This window comes from Haloarchaeobius amylolyticus, from assembly GCF_042678045.1.
Taxonomy (GTDB): Archaea; Halobacteriota; Halobacteria; order Halobacteriales; family Natrialbaceae; genus Natrinema; species Natrinema amylolyticus_A.
In genome coordinates, this window is record NZ_JBHUDI010000003.1 from 13,044 (window position 1) to 28,128 (window position 15,085).

The following is a 15,085-nucleotide window of genomic DNA, read 5'->3' on the forward strand; positions in this document are numbered from 1 at the left end:
AAATTCCTCCTCCGGTTCCTGTCACACATGGACACCTACGAGTTACTCACGCGAAACGCCGAGGAGGTCGTCACTGACGAGGAGGTTCGCGACCTCGCCGACGATCCGGTGGGGAAACGCGCCTACGTCGGCTACGAGCCCTCCGGCGTGCTCCACCTCGGCCATCTCCTGACCGCGAACAAGCTCATCGATCTGCAAGAGGCCGGGATGGACGTCGTCGTCCTGCTGGCGGACGTCCACGCCTACCTCAACGAGAAGGGCACGCTCGAGGAGATCCGCGAGACGGCCGAGCAGATGAAAGCTCAGTTCCTCGCCTACGGCCTCGACGAGGATAAGACCGAGTTCGTCTACGGCTCGGAGTTCCAGCTCGATGACGACTACGCGCTCGATCTCCACTACCTCGAGCAGGCGACGACGATGAACCGCGCCCAGCGCGCGATGGCCGAACTGCAAGGCGACGAGACGGCCAAGGTGAGCCACCTCGTCTACCCGCTGATGCAGACCCTGGATATCGAGTACCTCGACCTCGATCTCGCGGTCGGCGGCTTAGATCAGCGCAAGGTCCACATGCTCGCCCGCGAGAAACTGCCCGAACTCGACTACGAGGTCCGGCCCGCGCTCCACACGCCGATCGTCGCCGACCTCACCAGCGGCGAGGGGAAGATGTCCTCGAGCGAGGGCATTACGATCTCGATGGAAGACTCGACCGAAGACCTTGAGGAGAAAGTCAACTCCGCGTTCTGTCCGCCAACCCGAGAGCCCGAGGACGACCTCGAGAATCCCGTCCTCGAACTCTTCGAGTACCACGTCTTCCCGCGGTTCGACGAAGTCGTCGTCGAGCGCCCCGAGAAGTACGGCGGCGATCTGACCTACGAGGACTACGAGCGGCTGGCCGAGGATCTCGAGTCGGGCGAACTCCACCCCGCCGACGCCAAGGGGACGCTCGCGACGTACCTCGACGAACTGATCGCACCCGGCCGCGAGAAACTGCGCGAACTGCGCGCCTGAACGCGACTGCTCGACCGGTTCCGAACCCCGGTTCTTCGCTCGATAGATCGGAACCGCATGATCCGAGCACACAGCCGCTGTGTTCCCAGCGTCGACCGCCCGTCAGAACTCGACCGCGCCGATCCACGTCTCCTCTCCACAGTGCCGACACTCGAAGGCCGTCTCGTACTCTTCGCACCGTTCGTGCACTCCCCGACCGCACGTCTCGCAGTATTTCACCTCCCGCCCCGATGCGCATGCCGCAGACCGTACAGCGGTCGCCGAGTTTCATGGTTGTTGCTAGGTCACCACACGCTAGATGGATGTCCAGTATCGGTCGAGAAAAGCCTAGAGATCGACAGGCGAGCCGATACGTCAGTGCGGCGTGACGACGGCTGTGGTGGTCCGACGCACAGCCGGACTACTGGAAGTCATCGTACGGGTAGCGATCGGCGATCCAGCCGATTGAAGTGTGAGCGACCCCCTTTGGAGGCTATGAACGAGACGCGACAGGAGATTCTCGAGGCGCTCGCCGACGGGCCGGTATCGGGGCCGGAACTGGCCGACGCCCTCGATATCTCGCGGGCGGCCGTCTGGAAGCATATCGAGGCGTTGCGTGAGGCTGACTTCGAGATCGAGAGCGGGTCGAACGGCTACGAACTCGGCGAGATTACGGCGTACAACGGGCCGGCAGTCGAGTTTGGACTCGAGGCCCCGTTCTCGGTCGAGTACCATGACTCCGTGAAGAGCACGAACGATCGGGCACGTGAACTCGCCGCCGACGGCGCGGCGGACGTGGCCGTCCTCGCAGATGAACAAGTCGGTAGCCGCGGCCGCCTCGAGCGCGAGTGGACCGCACCGTCGGGTGGTGTCTGGGTGAGCGTCATCTCCCGACCCGAGATCACACCCGCACAGGCGCCACTCTATACGCTCGCATCGGCGGTCGCTGCGGCGACGGCGGCTCGAGAGGCAGGCGTCGACGCACGGATCAAGTGGCCGAACGACGTGGTCGTGCCGGTCGGCGACGACGGCGACTACCGGAAGCTCACGGGGATTCTCACGGAGATGGAAGGCGAGATGGATCGCGTCGAGTGGATCATCGTCGGCGTCGGCGTGAACGCGAACATCGATGCCGACACGCTTCCCGAGGGCGCGACCAGTATTCGCGACGAAGCCGGCGACGTCGACCGGCGGCGCTTCGTCCAGCGCTTCTTGGAGGAGTTCGATCGCTACCGGAACGACCTCGAGGCAATCGTCCCGGCGTGGCGTGAGCTATCCCATACGCTCGGGCAGCGCGTCCGGGTCGATCAGCCATCGGGAGAGGTCATCGGGGACGCGGTCGACGTGACGGACTCGGGAGCACTCATAATCGAGACCGATGAGGGTCGAGAGACGGTTTCAGCGGGAGATTGCGAACATCTGCGTCCGGTGTGAACTACCCCACCCTACTCGCTCGCTCCTTGAGGGTGGGGCTTCCTGCTTCGATGACGTTGTCAGACTTCGTCTGACAGCCTGTCGAGGTTCCCTCGACAAACGCGCTTTGCAGGAACCGAAGTGGTTCCCGTAGGGAGCGCAGTCTCCACAGGCGGTGATTCGGAGCGTCCCGCTCCTAACTGCTTGATACCGCGAGAAAGAATGTTCCAAGCTGCATTCCAGTCCCTGTCGGCGGTGAAGCCGCACGAGGGACAGGAGTGTTCGCGAACCCACAGCGGTTTGTGGGTCGAGACACCGCACGCCGCACACTCTTTGGTCGTTCCGGCTGGATCGACCGCGACAAAATGCGTGCCTTCGCGTTCGCACTTGTACTCGAGCAGTCGAAGGAACGTTCCCCACGCTGCTCCGGCACGGTTCCGTGAGTTGCCGTCAAGTTCGACCAGACCTTTCGCGTCCAGGTCTTCGACCGCGACGAGATCGTACTCTCGTGCGTAGTACGCCGAGAGTTTGTGAAGGAAGTCGCGGCGCTTGTTCTTCAGATCGGCGTGGCATTCGGCCACGCGACGGCGTTGTTTCTCGTAGTTGCTCGACCCGTGCTCTTTGCGTGAAAGCTTCCGTTGCTCTCGCTCGAGTCGGTCGCGTTCGTCCGAGAGGTCGGCCGATTCGATCGCGTGGCCGTCGGTGTCGTGGGCGTACTTCAGAATACCCACGTCGATCCCGACGACGGTCTTCGGACGGTCGGGCTTCTCCGGCGGCTCTCGGTCAACTTCGACACCAAACGTAGCGAACCACTCGCCCGTCGGTTCCTTCTTGAGCGTAACCTGCTTGAGTGCGGCGTTGTCGGGGATTTCTCGATGGAGCCGGATCGGTATGTCCGCGAGTTTCGAAAGAGACAGCACAGTCTGGCCGCCCTTCTTGTCGAGCTTGAAGCCAGACTGATTGTACGTGAAACTGCGGAACTCGCGCGGTGGCTTCCACGTGAGCATCCCGACGCCGTAGCCGTTCTGCTTGAGCGCAGAAAGGCTACTGAGGTTGTTGAACAGGCGTTCGACGACGGTTTGGAGAACTTTCGAGTACACGTCCGAGAGTCCGTCCCACCACTTCTTGAGGTCGGGTAGCTCCGATCGAAGTGTGGTCATGGACGGCAGTTCGCCGTGGTTCTCTCGGTACTCGTTGAGGCGGTAGCGGGTATGGTTGTACAGTTGCCTACAGATATCGCGATGTCGGTCCAACTCCTCGCGTTGGGCGTCGGACGGCTCGAGACGATACTTGTAGGCGTAGTACATCAGCTCTCGCGTTCCTCAATGAGTTCGTCGAGTTGACCACGGACGAACGACGAGAGGTTCAGATGGTTCTCCTCAACCCACTCGGCTTGGTCCTCTCGAATGGTGATATTCTTCCGTCTCACGACATACGCACTATGCGTACAGATGCGCATAAGTCCTGCGGAACGTGGACCTGTGGGCCTGCCGTAGTAGAGTGTATGAAAAACGAGCGGCGCCGTATCCCCTCCCTGCTCGCTTCGCTCGCTGAGGAAGGGGGCTTAGCGCCTCGATTCAGCTAACTATAGTAGCCACTGAACGTCAATGCATACCCGATCGCACAGCCGTCGGGCGATCGGTGTGTAAGTCGTTTCAGTTGTTACTATAGCCGACGACACCTCCGTGTGGGCCCGTTGAGAAGGAACTGGCTCTCTGTCCATACGCACGATTAGGATTTATGCTTCGGTATCGATCGCACTGGATGCTGATGAGTGGTGCTCACGTCACTCGAGCGCGATCGGTGACCGTTCGGGTGATTCCTCGACACTATCCCGTTCGACCTGAACCGTCAGAACTGGGACCGGTGACCGACGGACGACCCGTTCGGTGACGCTGCCAAGCAGTAGCCGATCGATTCCGCCGCGGCCGTGTGTCCCCATCACCACCAGATCACACGCCACCGTGTCGGCCTCATCGACGATGACCTGGCTCGGAGCCCCCTTGCGTACTTCCGTCTCGACCGTCACATCCGCCGGCGCGAGTTCCTTGACGCGATCGACCGCAGCTTTCCCTTCGCCATGTAAGGCGTCGGCGATGCCCTCAAGGGCGGCTTCCATCTGTAGTCCACCGTAGCTGGCCGCGTTGATGACGTACAGCGCGCGGATCGTCGCGTTGTGCGTGGCTGCGAGGTCGAACGCATGTTCGAGCGCCTGCTCGACCTCTCGAGAGCCATCCGTTGGAACGAGAATGGTGTCATATGGTGTCATATGATAGCATACAACGGTCGCATATATTAACGTTATTCTGACATGAACGACGGTCAGTTCGGATGACGGCTTTTCGGTGGCTCGATGGGCCACACGCGGGAGGGAAACGCTGATACAGCCACCAGCCCAATCGGGAGCCATGAGCGACAGCCCGTGGACGGACCGGATCGTCGGCGAGCGGATGACCGTCGATCAGGCGTTCGCCGAGCGGATCCAGCAGTCGCAGTTCTCCAACCAGCAGTGGAGTCTGATCATGACCGCCACGGAGTTCGAGATCGAACATCCCGACGATCCCGACCGGGCACGGATCATCGCCAACACGGACAAACTCGACGGGATCATCCCTGAACTCGAGAACATTCAGTCGGGGATGGGCGCGATGGGCGGCTCTGGGGCTGGGAGCGGGAACTCGAACGCCTCGAGCGGCGGGCTCCTCAACTCGATCATGGGCGCCCTCGGGATGGGTGACGACGGTGGCTCAGACCACCAGGAACAGTTGGAGGCGGCCGAACGGCTCACACAGGAGTACGCCGACGAACTGCAGTCACACCTCGAGTCGAAGGGGCGATGGGAGATCGTTCGCGACGCCGCCTCCGACGGCCAGTAACGGGTTCGCCGGTCAGTCGCCGGCGTGAAACATCGTGAGTTCGCTCGCTTCGTGAAGCACCGCGGGGGCAAGCCCCGAGGCACTCTCGCTGTATCTCTGTAGATGTTGATGAGCTCCATGACGAGTTCGTCGTAGGACTCGTCCTCGACACGCAGTTCGTCGAGGCGCTCGGTCGTCTCTTCGTCGAGTTCGATGGATGGCATAGTCGGACCGTTCGCTGATCGACAAAAGTACCATGGCGGTGTGCCCTGCTCGGGATGGCAGCCATCCGGCGCAAGCCACAGCACCTTTACGGACGCTCCCCGACGGTAGGGGTATGACAGACGAAGTTCAGACGACGACCTTCTCGATCAGTTCCGACGACGGCGCGACCGACGATGTCACGGTTCCGACCGGCCTCGTCGACCTCGTCGCCGAGGGCGACCAGTCCGACGCTGAAACGGTCGGCGATCTCGTCCTTCTCTCCTTTGCCAGCCGTGCTCACCACATCGTCCACCACGGCGAAGACGCAGGCGAGGCGCTCCAGGCCCAGGAGTCCGAAGTAATGGACCTCTTCGAGGAGCGCTTCGGCGTCACGTTTGGCGAAGCGACCGGCCACCAGCACTGAGCGGCTGTCGACCAGCAATGGTGTGCTGGCGCTGATACCGCCGGACAACAGTCCGTGACTCCCCGCTCGTGTCTCGACACCGGTCGCCGCCGGCGGTGTCGGTAGCGCGATCGGTGTCCGAATCGTGTTGCCGACCGGATGCCTATTCAGTACCGGTCGTCTCGTTTTCACCGCCGATCGTCTCGTCGGCGGCTTCGGCCGTCTCTCCGGTAGTCGTCTCAGCGGTGCCGCCGTCCGTCGTCTCGGCTTGCCCCGTGTCCGGCGGGGACTCTACAGGTGGCTGCGGTGGTTGCGGCGGTTGCGGTTGTTCGGGCCCCGGCGGTTGCGGTGGCCCTGGCGGCTCCGGCTCAGGCGTCGCACCCCCGTCTGCTGGGACCGCCTCGATCGTCACCGATGCCTGATCGTCGTCGGTCGCGATCGTATGTGTCGACGTTCCTGGCGGCAACTGGGACGTGAACGAGATTTCCGTCGTTTCCCCAGCCGCGAGCGTCACGGACGACTCATCGACGACCTGCTCGTCGATCGCATAGGCGACTGTCTGGGTTCCCTCGCGGTCACCGACGTTCTCGAGCGTCGCGCTCACCGTTACCTCCTCACCGGGCTGGCCGGTCTCGGGCGCTGTCACGTCGGCGATGGCGAACGTCGCCGGCCGCTCGACGATCACCGTTGTCTCTGCTGTCTCGTTTTCGGTCGACACTGTAAGCGGGTACTCTCCAGGTTCGAGGGCCGCCGTATCGTAGTCGAGCGTGACCGTCTGTGACTCACCGGACTCGAGCGTCACCGCTATCGGCTCGCCGGGCGTGTCGTCGACGGCGATCTCGACGTCCTGTGTCCCTGCGCGGTCGCCGACGTTCTCGAGGGTGGCCTCGACTGCGAGCGGTTCACCCGGGATGACCGGGCTGTTGGTCTCGTCGATCGAGACACCGAAGGTTGCAGGCTCGCCCGGTTCCTCGACGGTGATCGTGGTCTCGGCCGTCTCGTTTGTAGTCGATACCGAGAGCGGGTACTCGCCCGGCTCGAGGTCATCGGTGTCCACAGTGAACGAGACTGTCTGGTTCTCGCCGGGCTCGAGCGAGACCTCTGTCTCGTTGACAACGGTCTCGTCGATCGCGAGCGAGACGTTCTGGGTCCCGTTTTCATCGCCGACGTTCTCGATTTCGGCATCGACCTCGAGTGGCTCACCCCGCACGACTGGGCTGTTCGTTTCTAGACTCGAGACGTTGAAAATCGCGGGCTCGGACGGCTCGACCTCGCCGGCGGGGGGCGTCGCGGCGGTGATCGGCTCCTCGTAGCCGAACGTCGAGAAGTCGGCCTCCCAGACGAGCCGTTCGTCGTCGCTTTCGGGTGTCCACTCGACGGTGAACGTGTGCTGTCCCGGTTCGAATCCGGACGGCGGTTCATCGGTCGTGGTTCCCTCGACGAACCGGCTGTACGACCCCATCGGAGCGTCGTTCGGGTTCTCGTAGCTGAACGTCACATCGATCCCGTCCGTGGTGGGCGTCGTCTCTTCGACGGCGATCGACGGCAGCTCGGGACGGGCTTCCTCGTCACATCGTTCTAATGGATTCGGATAGTCGATGCTGCCGACTTCGGCCGCTTCGGGCGAACTGATCCCGGAGATGTACGTCCCGAAGGTGCCGTAATCAGGCACCTCGACGAGCACCTGCTCGTCTTCAGTCGTGACGCGACGCTCGTCGCCGATCTCGAAGACGATCGTTCCATTATACGGTGCTGGAATCTCGTCACCGGCGGTGACGATGTCTTCCACGATGGTGTCCCCGGCACCGCCGGAGTCATAGAACCACGTGCTGGCGGCGACCCGATCGCCCTCTGCGAGCGATGCGGTGACGACTGCGCGCTGACAGCTCGGAAACTCCACGTCGAATCCCGGCGGTGGGCCGTCGACCGTGTATTCGACGCTCGCCGTCTCGATAGGCGTCCCGTCGTCGGCCGTGACGACCGCGACCTCGAGCGTCGTGTTCTCCTCGAGTGGCGGCTCGAGATCGAACTCCACGGGGCCGATCGTCTCGTTCGCAGCGAAAGGCTCGCTTGCCGCGAGCTGGGTGCCGTTCTCGTCGGTGACGGTGATGGCGTACTCGACGGACGCGTTCGCCCGTGTGACGGTCAGCGTCTCGCCGTCGCCGGTCTGATCGGGCACCGTGAGGTTTGCCGTCGGTTCGCCGGGATCCGGCTCCTCGACCGCGTACTCGATGGAGTCGTTTGCCAGCATCGCGTCGTCAGCCGCGGCACGAACGGCAACATCGACGGTCGTATTCTCCGTTATCGGTGGCTCGAGTGCGAGCGTCTCGTCCGCGACCGTCGTGTTCGCCTCGATCGTCTCGCTGTCGACGCGTTCGCCGTCGTATTCGGCCGAGAGAATGTACGGTACGGATGCGCTCGCCCCGTCGATCGTCAGCGTTTCACCGTCGCCCGTCTGGTTATCGACTGAGAGCGACGCCTCGGGTTCCGGCTCCTCGACTGTGTACTCGAGAGTGTCGTTTGCGAGCGCCTCGTTGTCCTCAGTCGCGACGACTGCGACCTCGAGGGTCGCGCTTTCCTCGAGTGGTGGCTCTAACTCGAGTGTCTCGTTCGCGATCGGTTCGCCGGCGGCGAACGCATCGCTTTCGGCGCGCGTCTCGCCGTCTTCGTCGGTGACGGTGAGCGCGTACTCGACGGAGGCATTTGCTTCGTCGACGGTGAGCGTCGAGCCGTTGCCTTCCTGGTCAGCCACGGTAAGCGTCCCACTCCGGTCGTCATCGGGCTCCGCTTCGACGGTGTACTCGACAGTCTCGCTCGCGAGCGTCGCCCCGTCTTCGCCGACCACGGAGACGTTGACGGTGGTGTTCTCCTCGATTGGCGGTTCTAACTCGAGCGAGAGATTCGTCACCGCCTCACCGGCCGCGAACGTGTCGCTTTCGACTGTCTCACCATCGTAGGTGGCGGTGATGATGTAGGGGACGGACGCGTTCGCCTCGTCGATGGTGAGCGTCTCGCCGCTGCCTTCCTGATCGGCGACCGACAGCGTCGCGGTGGCCTCGTCGGGTTCGTCCGTGACCGTCACGAACGCGCCGTCGATCACCGGCGCGCCGGCACCGGTGACGTACGGTACGTCCTCCTCGCCGCCCGACTCGGCGTACTCGAACTCCTCGTCGTCGTTCGTGTCGAGATGGACGGCTGCCACGAGCGGACCGCTGGCCGCGAGCGGCTCGTCGAGGTCGATCGTGACGTTCTGGTGATTACCCGGCTCGAGATATTCGGAGACGCCGACGATGGCAGCCGGGTCGGCGTCGACGGTGACGCCGTCGTAAACCGCGACGAACCCGCCCTCCGAGAGCGAGACGTTTGCGATGGTGACCTGCTCACCGTCCGACTCCTGATCGGGGAAGTCGATCGAGGCCGTCCCCTCTATCCGATCGATCGTTTCGATCCGCTGTTCGACGATGACCGTGACGCGCTGGGTGATTTGGGTCACATCCTCGGTGTCTTCGCTCACCGCGTAGGCGGTCGCCTCGGCTGCAGCCTCCTCGGTTAGCGTCTGTAGCTGCGTGATGCTGATCCGCTGGGACTGGACCACCCGGGCCGTCTCCTGACCGGCGGTTCGTGCCGCGGTCTGGATCTGCGTGACCGTGGCCGACTGTGACTGGACGAGGGCACCGCTCGCACTGCCCTGTGCGAGTCGCTGGACCTGCGTCACCTCGACGAGTTGCGTCTGGGTCACTGCGCCCTCGCCGGCACCGAACGCGGCCGCCTGGATCTGCTCGATCGACACCTCCTGGCGCTGGATCGCGGACGTGACCGCTCCCTCGGCGGCCCCGACCGCGGCGGACTGGATCTGCGTGATCGAGACCGACTGGCGCTGGACGAGTACGCCGCCCGCGCCCCCGTCGGCGGCAGCCTGAATCTGTTCGACGGTCGCATCCTGACTCTGCGAGATCGCGCCCTTCGCCGCGCCGAACGACGCCTCCTGCACCTGCGTGATCGACACCCGCTGGCGTTGCTCGAGACGCGTCGACTGGACCTGTTTCAGCGACCCCTGTCCGGCCCCGCGGGCAGCAGCCTGTGTTTGCTCGACCGACACCGATTGCTCCTGGACGAGCGCCCCCTTCGCCGCGCCGGCTGCGGCCTTCTGAATCTGCTTGATCGTCACCCGCTGGCGCTGCTCGACGTCGACGCGCTGTTCTTGCTCGAGCACTGCACGCGTACTTCCCGCAAGCGCGCCAGCCGCACCCCCGGCCGCCGCGTGCTGGACGTGCTCGAGCGTGACCTGCTGGCGCTGCTCGGCCGTAACCGACTGGTACTGCGTCAGCGCTCCGTAGGCCGCGCCCTGGGCGGCTTCCTGTACGTGTGGTGCCTTGCCGACATCTTTCGTGCCCGCTTCGTGTGCGGCACCGGCGGCTGCACCTCGACTCGCGACCTGAATCTGTTCGACGCTGACGCGCTGGCTCTGGGCAAGCGCGCCGTGTGCTGCGCCCCATGTCGCGCTCTGAAGTTGGGTTACGTTCGCGGACTGTGACTGTGAGAGTCCACCGTCGGTCGCCCCGCCCACCGCGGACTGGATCTGGGTCACGTTGACCGACTGGGACTGGATCAGCGAGCCGTGAACGGCTCCCGCCGTCGCTGCCTGGACCTGCTCGGCGTCGACGGTCTGATACTGCTGAACTGACGAGCGAGCGCCCTCGAGCGCTGCCGCTCGTTGTTCCTGTGTCACCTCGATGCCCTGGGACTGGGCGAGTTCGACCCCTTCTTCGACACCGGCTTCGACGGCGTCGTCGGTCTCCCCCTGGAGCGTCGCCTGCGCGTTCGCGTCGTCGTCTGGCCTGTCAGCACCGGCCGTCTCCTCTTCGTCTGCGAACGTGACGAGCTCCGACTCACCAACCGTGTCGGTGTCGTTCTGTGTCTGGACGGCAGTCGGCTCGAGCGCGGCCGCAGCCTGCGAGTCGCCTGGGGACGGCGGCGCGTCGCCCGTCTCGGTGGCAGCCTCGTCGATCGGCTCGGTTCCCCCGTCCAGCGCCGGCAGCGCGACGGCGCTGCCGACCATCGCGACTGCGATCAGCACGACGATTGCGGCTCGATCGCGTCTCATCGCGCGCCTCCATCCCGAATCGCCCGCCCGCGTGCGCGACGGAAGTGATCCGATGGTCCGGCCACAGGTATCGACAGCCTCGAATGCCACGTCCACCGTCCCGATTCGCCCCTGCCGTCGTGTGGCCGATTCCCCGGAGGTATCGCTCGTTCGCTCCGAATTTCGGCCGTCATCCGATCGCTTCGCATTTTCCCACCACGGGGCCGAATCAGTGCATAAGGTCGCCGGTCGTTTCGGTTAGCGAACCGAGACAACACGGAATTACTCGGGGGCCACGGCTGCAGTCGCCGGAGACGACCGATGTCCGAAGACAGCGACCGGCCATAGACCCGGAACGACTGCAACTGTCTCCAACACTGAGAGGAAGCGCACTGTTTCGACCCGTACAGTACTGCTCAGCGTCGCTGCTCGCCCACAAATGATAGACAAACGATGACGAATCTCGGAAACCGAAGTTTTGATCCCGGTTTACGAGAGAGCGAGGATATGGAAACGCAACGAAATTCGGTCGATGCCGTCGACGACACCGTCGTTCGGCAGTTCGCTCGAGCGGCCGTGCTGGCGGCGCTGATCGGTGCATCGGTCCTGGTCTCGATCCCGATCCCGCTCTCGCCGGCACCGATCACGCTGCAGGTACTGTTCGTCTTCCTCGCTGGACTCGTGCTAGGCCCGGTCTGGGGAGGGTTTTCGGTCCTGCTCTATCTCGTCGCGGGCGCCGTCGGGCTCCCGGTATTCGCCGGGATGAACAGTGGCCTTGGCGTCTTGGTCGGAAACACGGCCGGCTACCTGTGGTCGTACCCGATCGCCGCCTCACTGATCGGCGTCGTCGTCCACCGCGGGACGACGCTGCGAGACCTCCGTGACGTCCCGCTTTCGCTGGTCGTCGGTGCACTCGTCATGGCGACGATCCTTATCTACGGCATGGGGACGGCGTACATGACCTGGCTGCTTGACATGACGGCCTGGGAGGCGATCTCCGCCGGTGCGCTGCCGTTCATTCCGGGCGAGCTCCTCAAGATGGCTGCCGCGATCGCTATCGTCAGATCCGGCAGAATCACGCCAGTCCAGTCCTGATGTCGAGCCGATGATCGAGTTTCAGTCGGTCTCGTACGCGTTCGACGACGTCCCGGTCCTCCGGGACCTCTCGCTGTCGATCGACGACGGCGAGTTCGTCCTGCTGGCTGGCGCCAACGGAAGCGGGAAGACGACGCTGTTGCGCCACTGTAACGGGCTGCTCGAACCGGACTCCGGCGAGGTCCGCGTCAACGGCACGCCCGTCGCTGAAGATCTGATCGCCGCCCGCTCGAGCGTCGGCATGGTCTTCCAGCACCCACGCGACCAGTTCGTCGCCGCGACCGTCGGCGCGGACGTCGCCTTCGGCCCCGAAAATCTCGGCCTCGAGCGCGTGGAGATCGACCGGCGCGTGACGGCCGCACTCGAGGCCGTGAACATGGCTGGCCGCGAAGACGACCGCATCGAGACCCTCTCGGGCGGCGAACAGTCTCGCGTGGCGATTGCGGGCGCGCTCGCGATGGAGCCGACCCACCTCGTCCTCGACGAGCCCTTTACCGGGCTTGACGAGCCTGCGCGCCGCTCCGTTCTCGAGCGTCTCGAGGCGCTAGCGGCGGATGGCACCGGTATCCTACTCACCACGCACGATCTGCGCGACGTCTGTGGACTCGCCGACCGTGTGATCGCCATGCAGGACGGCCGTGTCGCCGTCGACGGGCCGCCCAAACGCGCGCTGGGGAAACTCGAGGGCCTCGAGGTGCGGGTCCCGAACCAGTGATGGTGATGGCCGACTCGAGACGACCGACGCCACACGCGGGGTGTGTTCGATGCTGACCTACGAGCCCGACGAGACGCTGGCCCACCGGCTCGATCCCCGGTCCAAGCTGGCGGTCCAGATCGGCTTTGCAGCTACTGCACTGGCACACACGACGCCGCGGGCGCTGATCGTCCTCTCTGCTGTGACGGCCGGGGTCTTGCTTGCGGCGCGTGTCCCGATCCGCCGAACCCTCGTCACCTATCGATTCGCACTGCTGATCCTCGCGCTCGCACCGCTGATCGCGGGCGTCACGTTCGGATCGCCCTGGTTCGACCGGCCCGACGCTGTCGCGTCGGGGCTCGCGAGCTACCGGGTCCTGCTTATCCTGCTCGTCAGCGCCGCGTACGTTCGATCGACGCCGGTTCGGGACTCCAGAGCAGCGATTCAACGGACGATTCCAGGAAAGCCGGGCCAGCTGCTCGGAATCGGCGTCGCACTCGTCTTTCGGTTTCTCCCCGTGTTACAGGGCGACCTCCGGACGATCCGCGAGGCGATGGCGGCCCGGCTCGGCACCGAACGGAGCGTCGTCGACCGTGCGAGCACGGTCGCGATTCTCGGCCTGACGCGGGCATTCGACCGCGCAGACCGGCTCTCGCTTGCGCTTCAGGCACGGTGTTTCGCGTGGAACCCCACGCTCCCGCCGCTCGCCTTCTCGCGACTCGACTATCCTGTCCTCGGTCTGGCTGTCGTCCTCGCCGTCACCGTGTTCTATTAACCACTCCGGAGGCGGCTCGGGCATGGGTGATCACCTGATCTGTAATGAGTGTCAGAATAGTATGTGAAATCTGCCACTATATCTTGTATCATATGTGGCTGACCGATGTAATTCATGGGTCTCGAAAATAGCATCTATACTATATGTTTGTTTTAATATTGGTAGTCAAAATATACAGATATAGTATAAATAGGCGGTCAATTCTTAATCCGAGACTAGTCCTTTGTATATTATACGTTATTGCCTATATTATTCAAGGAAAATAGAAAATATAGATTCTAAGCTGAGATTTGGTGTTTTACTGGCTTCTAGACTTGGGTTCGGAACAAGCGGCCCTGGACGCAATAGTGGTCGTTTTACATCTAATTAGAACCCTACCTATCTATTAGATATACATATATCAAAAATGTCTTTTCTGCCGACACGGCCGCCTAATTGGTGTTCGGCGGATGATCGTTTCCGGTGATTTTCCCTGGACTGATAACAGTCGCTGACACGAATGGTAAGATCGGATACGTTTTAGAGGAGGGGGAGTCAGCACCCGATAGTGCTCGAGCGATCAAGTTGCGGCAGCGGGGTTGAAGGGCATGATCCGTGACAATGAGCGACGAGCTACCATTACAATCGTATGGGTGTAATCCCATCAGCCAATCGAGTCATGTTAACTTGTGACGTCCCCTTACAGCTGTATGCGTGTAATGTTACCTCAGAACAGCTCGGCCGTCAGGGACTCGATCTCGTCGAGCAGCAATTGAACGATCTCGTCGGTCGTGCTTTCGTCGACAGCCATGCGATACGTCGGGCCGCCGACGGAGAACGCGCCGATGACCGCCCCGTCCGGGTTCGTCACTGCCGCACCGATCGAGCGGTATCCCTCGAGCAGTTCTTCCTCGTTAGTAGCGTAGCCGCGCCGTCGGATCGTCTCGAGTTCGTCGAACAGCGTCGATTCGTCGGTGATCGTCTGATCAGTCGTGGCCGGTAACCCCCATCGGTCGACGATCGCCCGGACGCGTGACTCCGCCATCGACGCCAGCATGGCCTTGCCCGAGGAGCAGTTGTGCATATAAAAGCGGTTTCCCGCACGAAACGGGCTCGATTCGGACAGTCTGCCGCGGGTCGACTCGCCGATCGCGTACTCGAGGGAGTAGGCACGGCCGTTCTCCTCGACGATGAAGTCGGCTTCGTTGCCCGTCTTTTCGGCGAGAGTGTACACACGCCGCCGCGCCGGCGCGTACAGCGGATTTCGTTCGCGCGCGTGTTCCCCGAACGGGAGAAACTGGAGGCCGACGTGGTAGGTATCACCATCGCGGACGAGAAACCCCTCGTCGACCAGCGTGTGCAAGTGATTGTACAGCGTGCTTTTCGCTGGCTCAAGGCGATCGGCTAGTTCGCTCAGCGTCGCGCCATTACTGTCGTGGATTTCGCGGACGACCGTGAGTGACGTCTTCGTCGTTTTCACCGGGCGAGGTTGATCGTCTGTCATGCTTCGGGTGGTTGCCTTACCGACGCATAAGCGTTCGGAATGTGTGAACTGATTTGTCGAGCAGAACCCACTTTTCGCGTCTCGTTCAGTAAA

The 15,085-nt window shown here is 63.1% G+C and carries 11 protein-coding genes and 2 pseudogenes; 7 read left to right on the forward strand and 6 right to left on the reverse strand.

The features are described from left to right. Window positions 1–27 precede the first annotated feature (27 nt). Both ACFR99_RS03940 and ACFR99_RS03945 read left to right on the forward strand, forming a co-directional pair. Window positions 28–1,008: a tyrosine--tRNA ligase gene (locus tag ACFR99_RS03940; protein ID WP_390284591.1), complete on the forward strand. Its 981-nt coding sequence runs from the start codon at window positions 28–30 to the stop codon at window positions 1,006–1,008. Between the two features lie 474 nt (window positions 1,009–1,482). Beyond that, window positions 1,483–2,421 (forward strand): biotin--[acetyl-CoA-carboxylase] ligase, encoded by a 939-nt coding sequence (locus ACFR99_RS03945; protein WP_390284593.1) that lies wholly within the window; start codon window positions 1,483–1,485, stop codon window positions 2,419–2,421. 1 nt (window position 2,422) lies between these two features. Here ACFR99_RS03945 and ACFR99_RS03950 read toward each other — a convergent pair. The 3 genes and pseudogenes from ACFR99_RS03950 to ACFR99_RS03960 form a co-directional block, all read right to left on the reverse strand. Continuing rightward, window positions 2,423–3,707, reverse strand: a pseudogene (locus ACFR99_RS03950) (RNA-guided endonuclease InsQ/TnpB family protein). Beyond that, a complete protein-coding gene (locus tag ACFR99_RS03955) occupies window positions 3,707–3,829 on the reverse strand; it encodes a hypothetical protein (RefSeq protein ID WP_255542762.1) in 123 nt (40 codons plus the stop codon). Before ACFR99_RS03955 ends, ACFR99_RS03950 begins: the two are co-directional and overlap by 1 nt. Window positions 3,830–4,186: 357 nt before the next feature. Continuing rightward, window positions 4,187–4,669 (reverse strand): universal stress protein, encoded by a 483-nt coding sequence (locus ACFR99_RS03960; protein WP_390284595.1) that lies wholly within the window; start codon window positions 4,667–4,669, stop codon window positions 4,187–4,189. Between the two features lie 139 nt (window positions 4,670–4,808). Here ACFR99_RS03960 and ACFR99_RS03965 point away from each other — a divergent pair, with 139 nt between their 5' ends. Further along, window positions 4,809–5,276, forward strand: a complete 468-nt coding sequence (locus ACFR99_RS03965) for a DUF5799 family protein (RefSeq protein WP_390284597.1) — start codon at window positions 4,809–4,811, stop codon at window positions 5,274–5,276. Window positions 5,277–5,374: 98 nt separating this feature from the next. Here the strand turns inward: ACFR99_RS03965 and ACFR99_RS20325 are convergent. Then, window positions 5,375–5,479 (reverse strand): annotated as a pseudogene (locus ACFR99_RS20325) (DUF7557 family protein); the annotation flags it as partial. 113 nt (window positions 5,480–5,592) lie between these two features. Here ACFR99_RS20325 and ACFR99_RS03970 point away from each other — a divergent pair. Next, on the forward strand, window positions 5,593–5,883 hold the full coding sequence (locus tag ACFR99_RS03970; protein ID WP_390284599.1) for a DUF7545 family protein: 291 nt from the start codon (window positions 5,593–5,595) through the stop codon (window positions 5,881–5,883). Window positions 5,884–6,025: 142 nt separating this feature from the next. Here ACFR99_RS03970 and ACFR99_RS03975 read toward each other — a convergent pair whose 3' ends face one another. Beyond that, the gene (locus tag ACFR99_RS03975) at window positions 6,026–10,966 is read right to left on the reverse strand and encodes a DUF7282 domain-containing protein (RefSeq protein WP_390284601.1); all 4,941 of its coding nucleotides are present in this window, start codon (window positions 10,964–10,966) and stop codon (window positions 6,026–6,028) included. Between the two features lie 486 nt (window positions 10,967–11,452). On the opposite strand from ACFR99_RS03975, the gene ACFR99_RS03980 reads away from it, so the two are divergent. Genes ACFR99_RS03980 through ACFR99_RS03990 form a run of 3 tightly spaced genes read left to right on the forward strand, consistent with a single transcriptional unit; the run spans window position 11,453 to window position 13,509 of the window. Next, window positions 11,453–12,040: a biotin transporter BioY gene (locus ACFR99_RS03980; protein ID WP_390284603.1), complete on the forward strand. Its 588-nt coding sequence runs from the start codon at window positions 11,453–11,455 to the stop codon at window positions 12,038–12,040. A 10-nt stretch (window positions 12,041–12,050) separates the two neighbouring features. Continuing rightward, complete coding sequence (locus ACFR99_RS03985; protein ID WP_390284605.1) at window positions 12,051–12,755, forward strand: energy-coupling factor ABC transporter ATP-binding protein; 705 nt, start codon at window positions 12,051–12,053, stop codon at window positions 12,753–12,755. 49 nt (window positions 12,756–12,804) lie between these two features. Beyond that, complete coding sequence (locus tag ACFR99_RS03990; protein WP_390284607.1) at window positions 12,805–13,509, forward strand: energy-coupling factor transporter transmembrane component T family protein; 705 nt, start codon at window positions 12,805–12,807, stop codon at window positions 13,507–13,509. A gap of 706 nt (window positions 13,510–14,215) precedes the next feature. Here the strand turns inward: ACFR99_RS03990 and ACFR99_RS03995 are convergent. Continuing rightward, window positions 14,216–14,992 (reverse strand): IclR family transcriptional regulator, encoded by a 777-nt coding sequence (locus tag ACFR99_RS03995; protein WP_390284609.1) that lies wholly within the window; start codon window positions 14,990–14,992, stop codon window positions 14,216–14,218. Window positions 14,993–15,085 lie beyond the last annotated feature (93 nt).

Bases quoted from the DNA above. Each gene is read 5' to 3' on its own strand.
- ACFR99_RS03940 (WP_390284591.1), top strand. From the start codon at position 28: ATGGACACCTACGAGTTACTCACGCGAAACGCCGAGGAGGTCGTCACT.
- ACFR99_RS03945 (WP_390284593.1), top strand. From the start codon at position 1,483: ATGAACGAGACGCGACAGGAGATTCTCGAGGCGCTCGCCGACGGGCCG.
- ACFR99_RS03960 (WP_390284595.1), bottom strand. From the start codon at position 4,669: ATGACACCATATGACACCATTCTCGTTCCAACGGATGGCTCTCGAGAG.
- ACFR99_RS03965 (WP_390284597.1), top strand. From the start codon at position 4,809: ATGAGCGACAGCCCGTGGACGGACCGGATCGTCGGCGAGCGGATGACC.
- ACFR99_RS03970 (WP_390284599.1), top strand. From the start codon at position 5,593: ATGACAGACGAAGTTCAGACGACGACCTTCTCGATCAGTTCCGACGAC.
- ACFR99_RS03975 (WP_390284601.1), bottom strand. From the start codon at position 10,966: ATGAGACGCGATCGAGCCGCAATCGTCGTGCTGATCGCAGTCGCGATG.
- ACFR99_RS03980 (WP_390284603.1), top strand. From the start codon at position 11,453: ATGGAAACGCAACGAAATTCGGTCGATGCCGTCGACGACACCGTCGTT.
- ACFR99_RS03985 (WP_390284605.1), top strand. From the start codon at position 12,051: ATGATCGAGTTTCAGTCGGTCTCGTACGCGTTCGACGACGTCCCGGTC.
- ACFR99_RS03990 (WP_390284607.1), top strand. From the start codon at position 12,805: ATGCTGACCTACGAGCCCGACGAGACGCTGGCCCACCGGCTCGATCCC.
- ACFR99_RS03995 (WP_390284609.1), bottom strand. From the start codon at position 14,992: ATGACAGACGATCAACCTCGCCCGGTGAAAACGACGAAGACGTCACTC.